11 protein-coding genes are annotated in these 13474 nt (G+C 28.2%); 4 read left to right on the plus strand and 7 right to left on the minus strand.

The genetic code is table 11. The features are described 5' to 3' along the window. Positions 1 to 279 precede the first annotated feature (279 nt). The gene (locus ACYQ1T_RS02425; RefSeq protein ID WP_459836436.1) at positions 280 to 918 is read right to left on the minus strand and encodes a hypothetical protein; all 639 of its coding nucleotides are present in this window, start codon (positions 916 to 918) and stop codon (positions 280 to 282) included. Between the two features lie 77 nt (positions 919 to 995). Then, positions 996 to 1877, minus strand: a complete 882-nt coding sequence (locus ACYQ1T_RS02430; RefSeq protein ID WP_459831311.1) for a YegS/Rv2252/BmrU family lipid kinase — start codon at positions 1875 to 1877, stop codon at positions 996 to 998. 286 nt (positions 1878 to 2163) lie between these two features. Between ACYQ1T_RS02430 and pssA the strand changes: the two genes are divergently transcribed. Continuing rightward, positions 2164 to 2685 carry a CDP-diacylglycerol--serine O-phosphatidyltransferase gene (pssA, locus tag ACYQ1T_RS02435; protein ID WP_459831313.1) on the plus strand — a complete coding sequence of 174 codons (522 nt, stop codon included), beginning with the start codon at positions 2164 to 2166 and terminating at the stop codon, positions 2683 to 2685. Between the two features lie 57 nt (positions 2686 to 2742). Here pssA and ACYQ1T_RS02440 read toward each other — a convergent pair whose 3' ends face one another. From ACYQ1T_RS02440 to ACYQ1T_RS02455, 4 genes are all read right to left on the minus strand, one after another. Continuing rightward, the gene (locus ACYQ1T_RS02440) at positions 2743 to 4113 is read right to left on the minus strand and encodes a SpoVR family protein (protein ID WP_459831315.1); all 1371 of its coding nucleotides are present in this window, start codon (positions 4111 to 4113) and stop codon (positions 2743 to 2745) included. A 3-nt stretch (positions 4114 to 4116) separates the two neighbouring features. Next, positions 4117 to 5289 carry a sporulation protein YhbH gene (yhbH, locus tag ACYQ1T_RS02445; protein WP_459831317.1) on the minus strand — a complete coding sequence of 391 codons (1173 nt, stop codon included), beginning with the start codon at positions 5287 to 5289 and terminating at the stop codon, positions 4117 to 4119. Between the two features lie 7 nt (positions 5290 to 5296). Continuing rightward, on the minus strand, positions 5297 to 7219 hold the full coding sequence (locus tag ACYQ1T_RS02450) for a PrkA family serine protein kinase (RefSeq protein ID WP_459831319.1): 1923 nt from the start codon (positions 7217 to 7219) through the stop codon (positions 5297 to 5299). A gap of 128 nt (positions 7220 to 7347) precedes the next feature. After that, positions 7348 to 7872: a DUF1648 domain-containing protein gene (locus ACYQ1T_RS02455; protein WP_459831321.1), complete on the minus strand. Its 525-nt coding sequence runs from the start codon at positions 7870 to 7872 to the stop codon at positions 7348 to 7350. Between the two features lie 189 nt (positions 7873 to 8061). On the opposite strand from ACYQ1T_RS02455, the gene ACYQ1T_RS02460 reads away from it, so the two are divergent. Then, positions 8062 to 8610, plus strand: coding sequence for an NUDIX hydrolase (locus ACYQ1T_RS02460; RefSeq protein WP_459831324.1), 549 nt, complete (start codon positions 8062 to 8064; stop codon positions 8608 to 8610). Between the two features lie 100 nt (positions 8611 to 8710). On the opposite strand, the gene ACYQ1T_RS02465 is transcribed toward ACYQ1T_RS02460, so the two are convergent. Continuing rightward, a complete protein-coding gene (locus tag ACYQ1T_RS02465) occupies positions 8711 to 9151 on the minus strand; it encodes a MarR family winged helix-turn-helix transcriptional regulator (protein ID WP_459831326.1) in 441 nt (146 codons plus the stop codon). Positions 9152 to 9351: 200 nt separating this feature from the next. Here ACYQ1T_RS02465 and ACYQ1T_RS02470 point away from each other — a divergent pair, with 200 nt between their 5' ends. Together ACYQ1T_RS02470 and ACYQ1T_RS02475 are read left to right on the plus strand one after the other, a co-directional pair. Continuing rightward, on the plus strand, positions 9352 to 11607 hold the full coding sequence (locus tag ACYQ1T_RS02470; protein WP_459831328.1) for an ABC transporter ATP-binding protein: 2256 nt from the start codon (positions 9352 to 9354) through the stop codon (positions 11605 to 11607). Then, entirely contained in the window at positions 11600 to 13450 is a 1851-nt protein-coding gene (locus ACYQ1T_RS02475; RefSeq protein WP_459831330.1) for an ABC transporter ATP-binding protein, read from the plus strand. Before ACYQ1T_RS02470 ends, ACYQ1T_RS02475 begins: the two co-directional genes overlap by 8 nt. Positions 13451 to 13474: the final 24 nt, after the last annotated feature.

Here is a 13474-nt window from a genome sequence, read left to right on the forward strand (position 1 = left end):
CTACTCTAACATAGTTATTATTCAATTTTAATAATTTAATACTCTGAGGGACACCCTCCATCTTAAACTCACCCCTTGTGTTTTTAAAAATGTTGTAACTTTTATAATTTATATTAAATTTATCAAATCACTACAATATTTGGAAATAAGCCTACTTTAGGCATTATCTCTCTAATATTATATTATATTAAACCTATATAAAAAGGCAATATATTTATTATTTTACAGAAAAAAAATAGACTATAAATTTACTCTTATAGTCTATACTATTCCTAATATTCACTTAAATGTTCCTATTGCTTTTAAAACTGTTACTAAAACTAAAGTTTCTCCAATAATAGAGTACGGGAATACTTTAATTCCACCTAAAAACAATATATATTCCATTACACATACTACTAAGCTAAATAGAAGTAATTTCATTCCACTTTTATTGCTATATGGCTTATCAACATATAACAAATTAAATACAGTCAATGAAGCAAGTATAATTAAGTATATTAAAATGGGTACTAATCCATTTTCTAATGTAACAACAAAGCCAAAGGTATTATTTATATTAATATTAAATTTATAAATAGCATTTATCCCTGTAAAAACAAGCATTAATGGTATCATAAATATATAATTAGTATTAAATTTTATTCTTTCATCTCTTAAAAAGACATATAAGCATACTATTATTAAAAGTGGTATACTAAAATAATAAAGTAAAATACATCCTCGAAGCCAATAGAAGATCGATTGCTTTTCTATTACAACTCCACCTATTAAAGCTAGATATCTAATTAATAATGGTATTAAGGATATTGCTATAAATGGTCTAATTTTCTTTGGTGATACTTTATTATTCTTTCTAAGTAGGTATAAAATAAAAATAATTATAAATAACAATAGACATAAGTAGATAAATCCCATCACTGATTTCTTCCTATCCTTTCAATTACTGTTACTTATAATTATTAATATTTTTTATGTTTTATTCTAGTTTTAGGTTATTTAACTCCTAAAATTTTTAATCCACCCTTTATACACTTAATATTTAGTGGAAAATCTGGTCCTCTTTCACCATCTATGTCTGTTACAATATCTTCATTACATTCTATAAATAAATTATTGGTCTTAAAGTATATTACATTATCTGAATCTAAATGTTCACCTTTTAATACCTTTAAGAACAATGGTATTAACTCTATAACTGGAATAGCCTTAAATATTATTACATCAAGCATTCCATCTGTTGCATCAGCTCTTGTTGCAAGCTTAAAGCTTCCTGCTGTTTGACCATTAAATACAAGCATAAAATACATGTTTCCTTCAAAATGACATTCATCTGAGTGTATTTTAATACTTAGTTTTCTAAAGTTAGGTAATTCTTCTAAGCCTTTTAGATAATAAGCAAGTTTACCTATTGTATTTTTTAAATTAACATCTGTTTTTTGAGAAACATCTGTAAATAAACCTGTACTTGCTACATTAACAAAGTATTTATCATTTATACTTCCTAAATCTACTGTAGTAACTTCTGATGAAAGTATTTGTTTACAAGCCTTTGAAATATCAGAAGGCATTCCTAAAAATTTACCAAAGTCATTTGCCGTACCAACTGGTAAAATTGCTATTGGCACAGAAATCCCACACTTAGCCATAGCATTTACTACATTATCTACAGTTCCATCTCCACCTGCTATTAGTACATAATAGTAGTTGCTTTCTCTAAAATCATCAAATGCTTCTATTACATCCACATCTCTTTCTATTCTATATGGTACTATAGAATATCCAGCTTCTTGATGTATCTTTATTACCTTATCTAATTGTTCTAATATTGCATTTTCTCCCGAGTATGGATTATAAATAAATTTTACCTTTTTCACAGTAACCCTCCTAGGTTTGTCTATTAAATTATGGATTTAATTCCAATATAGTTATAAATTTTATTATTATTTTTCATTATAAAAGACCACATAAAGTGGCAAACTAATTATATATAGTATATTACTATATTTTACATATAAATCAATGCAATTATTAGTTATATTTCTTAAATTTATCTTAATACTTAATTTATCTAATAAAAACATTACATTTATTAGAAATTTATGTTATAATAATGCCTTGAAAAAGAAAATAAACTTAATGGTTTAATCCAGGAGTGATTATATGAAAAAAAGTTGTATTCCTAATATTTTTACATTTATTAACTTATCATGCGGTATAATATCTATTTTATCCACATTTGACAAAAATTATTTGTTAGCTGGGGTATTTATAATTGTAGCTGGTCTTGTAGATAGATATGATGGAAGAATTGCTAGATGGTTAGATGTTTCAAGTGATCTTGGAAAAGAATTAGATTCATTAGCAGATTTAGTTTCCTTTGGAGTAGCTCCATCTATTTTAGTATTTTTAATATATAACCTAACTGAAATTGGTCCTGCTGGAATTATAGGGTTAGCTGTTCTTTTAACATTTCCAATTTGTGGTGCATATAGACTTGCTAGATATAATGCTACATCTTTTGATGGAGTATTCACAGGTGTTCCTATAACTATTGTGGGAAGTTTTATGGCAGTATTTGTTTTACTAACTTTAAAAGTAGAACTTAGCCCTTGGATACCTATAGCACTTATGTTTGCAGGTTCATACTTAATGGTAAGTACATTTAAGCTTAAAAAGCTATAAAATCAATACCCTTAAAGAATTTAAAAATTCTTTAAGGGTATTTTTTTGTAATTATACTTAATTTACAAATATTTTTCTATCTTCATCACAAATTAATTCTACTTTCTTACCTTCCTTGGTTTTTGTTTCAAGGATTACTTTATGTCCCCATAAATCTTGTAAATATTTTAATGTTTCCTTTGCATAAGACATTTCAAGCTCCCTTCCATCAAAGAAATGCTCAAGTCTTAGGCTATAATCTCTTCTATTTAGTTCTATAACTCTTATATATGGAATAGATGATAAGCCACAAGTATCTGCTAAACTATCTCTTATCATTTTCCATCCCTTATCATCTGAAACCTCTTCTATAACAAACTCAAAGCTTCTTTTTGCATACTGAAATAAATTTAAATCTTCACAAAGCTCTCTAGTTAAGTATCTTCTTAAAAATGAACTATCTCTTTCAGTTTCTCTAACTTCAAATATTTTTTCTCTTCCATACCTTTTTTCAATATCTTCAAACATTTTAAACCCTATATAATACGGATTTAAGCCACCTATCATAGGAGCTACTACATCATTATGTCTTTTTAAAAACTCAAAATGTAACCCTTCACTAAGGTTTAATTCCTTTAAAATATTATAATGCCAAAAGCTTGCCCAGCCTTCATTCATTATTTTAGTTTCTATTTGAGGAAGAAAATATTGAGTCTCTCTTTTAACAATTTTTAAAATTGTTTTTTCCCACTCTTCAAGAGAACTATATTTTATAATAAATCCAATTACATCATCGCAAGGTTCTATTGGTATTTTATTAACTTCTGGAAAAGGAATTTCCCCCTTTTCATCTAAAATACTTCTATTTTCTTTTCTGCTATAATAATCTGAAATTAAACTTTCTCTAAGTTCTTCATTACTTAATTCTTTAACTCCAACTACCCTTGGAATTTGAAATTTTACTGCATGTGCTGCATCTAGTATCTTTTCTACCTTTTCATAACCTATACTTGGATCATTTATATAGTTTCTAATTATTTCTGCATCAAGTTTAAACATTTCTAAGGTACTTTTTGCTTTTGTACCTAAAGTAAACATTCTATTATTTGCAAAGAAATCATTATGTCCATATACATGAGCCATCGTTAGTATTTGAAGTAGCAATGTGTTCTCTCTCATTAAATATGCTAAACAAGGATTAGAGTTTATTACCATCTCATATGGTAATCCTGTCATATTTAATGAATACAAAGTTTTATTTTTATCATATGCCTTTCCATAACTCCAGTGAGGATATTTTGATGGCATTCCAACATAAGCTTCATATCCTAGCATTTCATTAAAGCCTACTATCTCAAATTCTTGTGGATAAAAATTCAAACCAACTTCTTTTGCTTTTTCTTCTATTATATCATTCCACTCTTCTAAGCTTTTAAGATTGTATTCCACAAGCTACTCCTCCTTTAGCTCCTTACTTAGCATTATTTTCAAAGCATCCCAAAGGTCTTTCTTTTCTTTTACAATTACAGATGCAAAATTTTTGCAGCTAATTTCCTTATTAAACCTATAATACATAGTTGTTGAATAAGTTGATGGTAATAACTCTGCATATCCAAATAAGTTGCTTACATTACACAATTCTTTAACTGATTTAATAGCTCTTTCATTGTCCTCACTCCAATTATCCCCATCACTTGCATATATAGGGTAAATATTCCACATTTCTGGTGGATACTTTTCTTTTATTAGATTTAAAGCTACATTAAGCCCACTTGATATATAGGTACCACCTGATTCTGCTTTATGGAAAAATTCATACTCATTTACAGATTTTGCAACTGTTGTATGAGAAACAAATTCAAAAGCAATATTATTATATTTTCTTCTTATAAATCTAGAAAGTACAAAGAAAAATGATCTTGCAAGATATTTTTTACTACTATCCATAGACCCTGAAACGTCCATTATAAATATCATTACAGCATTACTTTCTTTTTTAGGTTTTTTCTTAACCTTATAATATCTCATGTCCTCTTCTCTAAATGGAAATCTTTCTATTTCTTTGTCTATATTAGCTTCCATTAAAGCTCTCTTTTTTCCTTGCTTTCTAGCCATTTTTGCTATTACAGTTTTTTTCTTAGCAAGTCTTGGATTAATACCATATCTTTGATAACCTCTTTTTCTACCTGAACTTTCTGTTACTATTTCCGAATACTTTTTTCTATCTAGATTAGGTAGATCTAAATCTTCGATAATATAATCCATTAACTCTTCCATTGTTATTTCCGTTTCATATACATCATCACCAGGGCTGTTTCCAGCCCCTTTATTTCCATTCTTGCCACTAGGACTTCCGTTCCCTATTTTATCTCCACGTCTTTCGTCCCCTGTTCCTGTGGCAACCCCCTTGTTATTTTTACCAAATATAAATTGGTATTCTTTTATTCCTCTAATTGGAATTTTAAACTTTTTATTTTTACTTTCTCCTATGATACTTTCTTCTGAAAGAATATCACCTAAATTTTCTTTTATAGATTTTTCAACTAACTGCCTATGCCTTCTTCTGTCCTCAATGGATCTATCATGCTCTACTGGATTATCTGCATTATCTCTAAAGATTGCCATGAGTTTATCAATCCTTCCACAAATTGTTTGCTGCGTATTTTAGTATTACATCGCAGCAATGTAGGCAATATCCGTTTTTCTCCATCTCTTGAACCATAGCATCATATTTTTCAGTTTGCTCCTTGTCCCTAACTCTAGATTTAGTTATTATTCTTGATAGATCCTTAACTGAAGCTATAAGTTTCTTTTCTATAGCTTCCTTTAAAGGTTCATAGGATGTGTAGTCAATGTGTCCACCATTTCTAACTAAATAGAACATATATGAGGTTACATCCGCTCTAAAGCCCTTACATGAACTTTCTGAAACTCCTATTTGTTCTTCTATGCTTCTCATAAAGTCCTCATCTGGATTTAATTCTTCTCCAGTTGAAATATCTTTAATTTTACTCTTATTAACAAAAGCTTCTGCATTATCTATATAATTATTAAAAAGACTTTCTGCTTGTTCTCTAAATGAATGTATAAATGCCTTTGTAATTTCTTTTTCTAATATTTTGTTATATTCTTTTCTAATTGTATCTTGGATAAATGCTAAATATTTCTTTTTATCTTCTGCTGAGACATCCATTTCTTTAACTGACTTAATAATACTTTCCATTATACTTAAAGGATTTATACAGTTATACTCAGAATTTGAAAGGGCATTATCAATAGCCTTAATAATAAACCTTGTACTAATTCCCTTCATTCCTTCGTAAGCTCCTGCTTCCTCCCTAATTTCTGATATATCTATTCTCTTTGTTGTTCCTTTCTCTACTATTTCTTCACCATTATAAATTTTAAGCTTAGTAATTGGATCAACTTTAGCTGATGGTGCAAGCCTTGAAAGTATTGCAAACATAGCAGCAATTTCTATTGTATGTGGTGCTATATGAGCCTTAAAATTACTCTTCTTTAAGATCTTTTCATAAATTTTAACTTCTTCATCAAGTTCTAGGCAATAAGGCACTTCTATTTTAACAATTCTATCTAAAATAGCTTCATTAGTATGATCTGATTTAAACTTATTCCACTCTGCCTCATTTGAGTGAGCAATAATAAGCCCATCGAAATAAATCATAGACCCCTTACCTGGTGATGGAATAGATTTTTCTTGAGTGGCAGTTATTATTGTATGAAGATATTCAACATCATTTTTAAATACTTCAATAAATTCTACTAATCCTCTATTACCAACATTAAAAGCTCCATTTAATGAAAATATTCTTGGATCATCTTCTGGATACATATCCATTTTGGAAATATCTATTGATCCTGTTAATATTGACGTATCTTGATTATTTGGATCAACCGGTGGAACAACACCAATACCTTTTCTTGATCTAATTGAGAATCCTTTAGTTTCTACTGGGAAATTTTCATATTCTCCTTTAAATTCGTTCATTAATCTATATTTACATACTGGACATAAATCACCTTCTATTTGTATTCCTAAAAGTTCTTCAAACTTTGGTCTTAAATGTCTAGGTATTAAATGTAATGGCTCTTCATGCATTGGACAACCTTTTAGGGAATAAATAGGCTCACATTCAACAAGTGCTTTTTTTAATGATTCTACTAAAGATGATTTACCAGCCCCAACAGGTCCAACTAAATATAAAACTTGTCTTGCTTCTTCGCCCTTCATAGATGCAGAGTTTAAATAGTTTACTAATTTCATTATTACTTTATCAATACCAAAGAAATCATCTTTAAAAAATCCATATTTTCTTATTACATCATTTCCATGTATTTTTTTAACTCTAGGATGTTCTTCACCCTTTAAAACTTCTACACCTTTACTAACAACCATATCATATATACGCTTATGGGAAAGTTTAGCTGCATCTGGGTTTTCTTTTAAAATTTCTAGATAGTCAAGAAATGTTCCTTCAAATTTTGCCTTGTTAGCACTTTCTCTATCATTTTGTATAAATTCTTTGAAGTTCATTATTTGCTCCCCCCTTTTTACTAAAATATATTCATCATCACCTACTATATATGACAAAATATTTTCAGAGAAATATAAAAGGCTAGAAAACATAATTTTTTATTTTTCTAGCCTTAATTTTTATTTTATTATTTAAGCTTAACCATCCTATAAATGAAATATCCTAAGGTTCCAAATAAAACTACTAAGAATGTAGGTAAAAATCCTATTCCAAGACCTTTATATATTCCAAGAGACACTTGAACATTTTTCCACTGCATATATATAAATAATCCTATAATTTCTAAAAGCATTATTAAAATTAGCATTACAGCATTACTATATTGCCTATCTTTATTTTCTTTAGTAATTTCTACAACATAATTATAATACTGAGGTATTCTTGATAATGGTATAAATATTAAGTACATTATAGTTACTATAATAGGCATATAAATTAATGAAGTTTTACTTCCCCATGCATCTGCTTCACCACTAAAACCAAAATGTGTTGGAACAATATCTGGCACCTTATTCCATACTAAGAGAATATACATCCAATTTCCTATTAAAGCTAAAGTAGCTATTATAATTAAAGATTTTTCTATCTTTGTCCTTTTTCTTTTAACTTTCTCCTTTTTTATCTTAGTAAGATCTACTATTTCCTTTCCCATTACAATCACCCCTTAATAATTTATCATTATGCCTTTAAACTAATATTCACTATAAGCAAATATATTTTTAATACACTTACTATTTTTTATATTATATAATATTATTTGGAAGTTATAAATATTATGAAAAATAAACTTTATACAAAGTATTTCAGTAATATTAATTATTTTAAATAAAGGAGTTTTAAAATGAATTGGATAGAAGAAATAGAACAATATAAACCTTATAATGAACAAGAAAAAGCTGATAAAGAACTTATAATTCATTGTATTAATAATAATGATAACTTACTTACAAGAGATAATAAAATAATGCATATGACTAGTTCTGGATATATTGTTAATAGAAATAGAGATAAAGTTCTTATGATTTATCATAATATATACAAATCTTGGTCTTGGACTGGTGGACATAATGATGGTGATGATAATATGCTTTATGTTGCAATTAAAGAAGCTAAAGAGGAAACTGGCGTTATAAATATAAAGCCTGTAAGCACCGATATATTTTCTTTAGATATTCTTCCTGTTAATGGTCATTTTAAAAATGGGAAATTTGTATCACCACATTTACATTTATCTGTTGCCTATCTTTTAGAGTGTGATGAAAATGATAAGTTAATTCTTAATGAAGAAGAAACTAGTGGAGTAAAATGGATTAAAATAAATGAACTTGAAAATTATTGTACAGAACCTGATATGCTAAAACTTTATAATAAATTTAATTCTAAATTATAAAAAATAAGGGATAAAAATTAATTCACTAGATAAACTTCTATACTAGAAGTTATTTAAATTAATTCTTATCCCTTATACTCTTTAATAAATTATATTTTCATTATAATTTTCCAAAGACCTTACTTAGATTTTCAACACTTTCATGTAATAATTTTAAATCATCTTCTGAAAGAACTGATATTCTAGTCGAAAGCATATCTTTTGTTCTCTTTTTCTGATTTTCAAATAATTCACAGGCTTTGCTTGTTAACTCTACTCTTAAAATTCTTCTATCTTTAGGATCCTCATATCTATTTACATATCCTTCTGATATTAGTTTATCTATAATAGGAGTCATATTAGGCTTTGAAATACCAAGATCATGTGCTATATGTGAAACTGCTGATGGCCCTCTATGAGCTAAATGAAATATAACTTTCACATGAGATGGTGGCATAGGTAATCCTTTTACAAGCTCCTCTTGATTAAATATTTTTTTATGTAATTCTAAAAGTAGTTTAAGCAAATCCCCCGATACTTTATCTAAATTAGCATTATTCACACTAATTCCCCCTTTCATAATTACTAAGCTAAATACTATTTCAGCTTAAAAATTATTATAAACGATATCAACTTTATTTACAAGAAAAAAGTTATTGACTTATAATGATTATAAAAATATAATTAATATAAATTAATAATTTTTCTGAATTTATATTAAAATTATATCTAGTTTATTTAAAGAAAGGAGATTAATAAGAAATGTTTAAACTAATTAAGTATTTAAAGAATTCAACAGCTCCAATTTTGCTTATAATAGGACTACTAATTGTTCAAGCAATTTGTGACCTTTCTCTTCCTGATTATACATCTAACATTGTAAATGTAGGAATACAACAAGGAGGTGTAGAAAAGGCCTTACCTGAAGTAATTAGAAAAAGTGAATTAGATAATCTTACATTATTTATGAGTGACTCAGAAAAGGATGAAGTTTTATCTAGCTATATATTATTAGATAAAAATGTTCTTACATCTGAGGATTATAATAAATATATTAAAAATTATCCTTCCCTAGATAATGAAGTTTTATACAAACTTAACACTAATGATAAGGAATTAATTGATAAATTAAGCTTAGTTATATCTAAACCAATTATTATTTTAAGTGGCTTAGAAGGAGATTCTGATTTATCAGCACAATTTAAAAATCAAATGATCTCTAATTTTCCACCTGGAATTCAAATTCCTAAAGATGCTAGTGCTTTAGATATTATAAAGATGTTACCTAAAGAACAGACTAAAAAAATCACTGAAGGCATCTTAGAAAAATTAAAGGATATGCCCGATAATATATTAGTTCAATCAGCAATTTCTTATGTAAAAGCTGAATACGAAGCAATAGGAATTGATACTTCAAAACTTCAAAGTAACTATATTCTAAAATCTGGTGCTATAATGCTACTTATTGCATTATTAAGTATGATAGCTACTGTTACTGTTGCATTTCTTGGTGCTAAAGTTTCTGCTAACCTTGGTAAAAATTTAAGAAGTAAAGTCTTTAATAAAGTTGTATCTTTCTCTAATACAGAATTTGATAAATTCTCTACAGCTTCATTAATTACTCGTAGCACAAATGATATACAACAAATTCAAATGTTAATGGTAATGCTACTTAGAATTGTTTTCTATGCTCCAATTTTAGGTATAGGTGGAGTTATTAAAGTTCTTAACACAGATACATCTATGGCATGGATAATTGGTGTTGCCGTTTTAGCTATACTTACATTAGTAATAACTCTATTTGGACTTGCAATGCCTAAATTTAAAGCTGTTCAAAAATTAGTTGATAAGGTTAATCTTGTAACTCGTGAAATATTAACAGGAATGCTTGTAATACGTGCATTTAGTACTCAAAAGCATGAAGAAAAAAGATTTGATAAAGCAAATTTAGATTTAACTAAAACAAATCTTTTTGTTAATCGCACAATGGCTATAATGATGCCTATGATGATGCTTGTTATGAACTGTATAACAATTCTTATAGTTTGGAATGGCTCTCATGCTGTTAATGATGGTTCTATGCAAGTTGGTGATATGATGGCATTTATTCAATATACTATGCAAATAATAATGTCATTCTTAATGATTTCTATGATTTCAATAATGCTTCCTCGTGCTTCTGTTTCTGCTGGCCGTATTGATGAAGTATTAAGAACTGAATTAGTAATAAATGATCCTAAAACTTATAAAAACTTTGATTCTTCAAAAAAGGGTTTTATAGAATTTAAAAATGTTTCATTTAAATATCCTAATGCTGAAGAGGATGTATTAAGCAATATCACCTTTACTGCACATCCTGGTAAAACAACAGCATTTATAGGTAGTACAGGTAGTGGTAAATCTACTTTAATAAATTTAATACCTCGTTTCTATGATGCTACTTCTGGAGAAATATTAATTGATGGTGTTAATATTAAAAATGTTTCTCAACATGCTTTAAGAGAAAAAATTGGATATGTTCCTCAAAAGGGAATTTTATTCTCTGGTACAATTGAAAGCAATTTAAAATATGGTAAAAAAGATTCAACTAGTGAAAATATTGAAAAAGCAGCTAGAATATCACAAGCTAGTGAGTTTATAAACTCAAAACCTCAAGGTTTAGAAACTGAAATTTCTCAAGGTGGTACTAATGTATCTGGTGGTCAAAAGCAAAGGCTTTCAATAGCAAGAGCAATAGCTAAGAATCCTGAAATTTATATATTTGACGATAGTTTCTCAGCTCTTGACTTTAAAACTGATGCAGCACTTCGTAAATCACTAAAGGAAGAAACTTCTGAAAGTACTGTATTAATAGTTGCACAAAGAATTAGCACAATACTTCATGCAGATCAAATAATAGTTCTTGATGATGGAAAAATAGTTGGTATTGGAACACATAAAGAACTTCTAAAGAACTGTGAAGTTTATAACCAAATAGCTTTATCACAACTTTCAAAGGAGGAGCTAGCTCATGAGTAATGAAAAAAATAAGCGTATGGGAGGCTTTGGTGGTGGTCCTATGGGTGGCGCCATGAGAGGCGGAGAAAAAGCAAAAGATTTTAAAGGTACTATGAAAAATCTTCTAAACTACCTTAAACCTTTTAGACTTTCAATTTTATTAGTTATAATTTTTGCAATTGGTAGTGCTGCTTTTTCAATAGTTGGACCTAAAATATTAGGTAAAGCTACTACTAAAATATTTGATGGAATTATGTCTAAATTATCTGGTTCAGATGTTGGAATAGACTTTACTGCTATAGGTAATATACTTTTATTTTTACTTTTCTTATATTTAATAAGTGCAGCATTTTCATTTATACAAGGATTTATAATGTCTGGTGTATCTCAAAAGGTATCTTATAATTTAAGAAAAGAAATTTCTGAAAAGATAAATAGAATGCCACTTAAATATTTTGATAGCAAAACCCATGGTGAGGTATTATCAAGAGTTACAAATGATGTTGATAGTATTAGTCAAAATTTGAATCAAAGTATGACTCAAGTTATTATAACAACTTTAATTGGTGTATTAATAATGATGCTTTCTATAAGCTTATCAATGACTCTTATAACATTATTAATACTTCCTATTTCAATGCTATTTATAACACTTGTTGTTAAAAAATCTCAAAAATATTTTAAGTCTCAACAAGAATATTTAGGTCATGTTAATGGGCAAGTTGAAGAAGTTTATAGTGGTCACAATATAGTAAAGGCCTTTAATGGAGAAGAAGATGCTGTTTTAGAATTTAATAAGTTAAATGATAAGCTTTATGATTCTGCATGGAAATCTCAATTTTTATCAGGTATGATGATGCCTATAATGACATTTATAGGTAATATAGGATATGTACTTGTTTCTATTCTTGGTGGATGGCTAGCTATTAAGAAGACAATTGAAGTTGGTGATATTTTATCTTTTATTCAATATGTAAGAAGCTTTACTCAACCTATAGCTCAATCAGCACAAGTTGCAAACCTTATGCAATCTACTGCGGCTGCTGCTGAAAGAGTATTTGAATTCTTAGATGAAAATGAAGAAGTTCAACTAGCTGCTAACCCTGTTAGTACTGAAAATATTAAAGGTGAAGTTTCATTTAAGAATGTACATTTTGGATATAGTGAAGATAAAACTATAATAAATGATTTTACTGCTAAGATTAAGCCTGGTCAAAAGGTTGCAATAGTTGGACCAACTGGTGCTGGTAAAACTACTATGGTTAAGTTATTAATGCGTTTTTATGATGTTAGTTCTGGTGAAATATTTATAGATGGTCATAATATCCAAGACTTTAACCGTGATGATTTAAGAAGTTTATTTGGTATGGTGCTTCAAGATACTTGGTTATTTAATGGGTCAATTATGGAAAATATACGATATGGTAAACTTGCTTCATCAGATGAAGATGTAATTAAAGCTGCTAAAGCTGCTCATGTTCATCACTTTGTTAAAACTCTTCCTGATGGCTATAACATGACATTAAATGAAGAAGCTAGTAATGTATCTCAAGGTCAAAAACAACTATTAACAATTGCTCGTGCAATACTTGCAGATCCTAAAATTCTAATTCTTGATGAGGCTACAAGTTCTGTTGATACTCGTACTGAAGTTTTAATACAAAAAGCTATGGAAAACCTTATGGAAGGAAGAACAAGCTTTATTATAGCTCATAGATTATCAACTATAAGAGATGCTGATTTAATTCTTGTTATGAAAGATGGAGATATTGTTGAACAAGGTAACCATAAAGAATTATTAAAAGCAAATGGATTCTATGCTTCACTTTATAATAGTCAATTTGAAGATGTTGAAACTGCATAAATATATAAAAGGCTATCTGGATAT

The organism is Clostridium carnis, assembly GCF_054657435.1.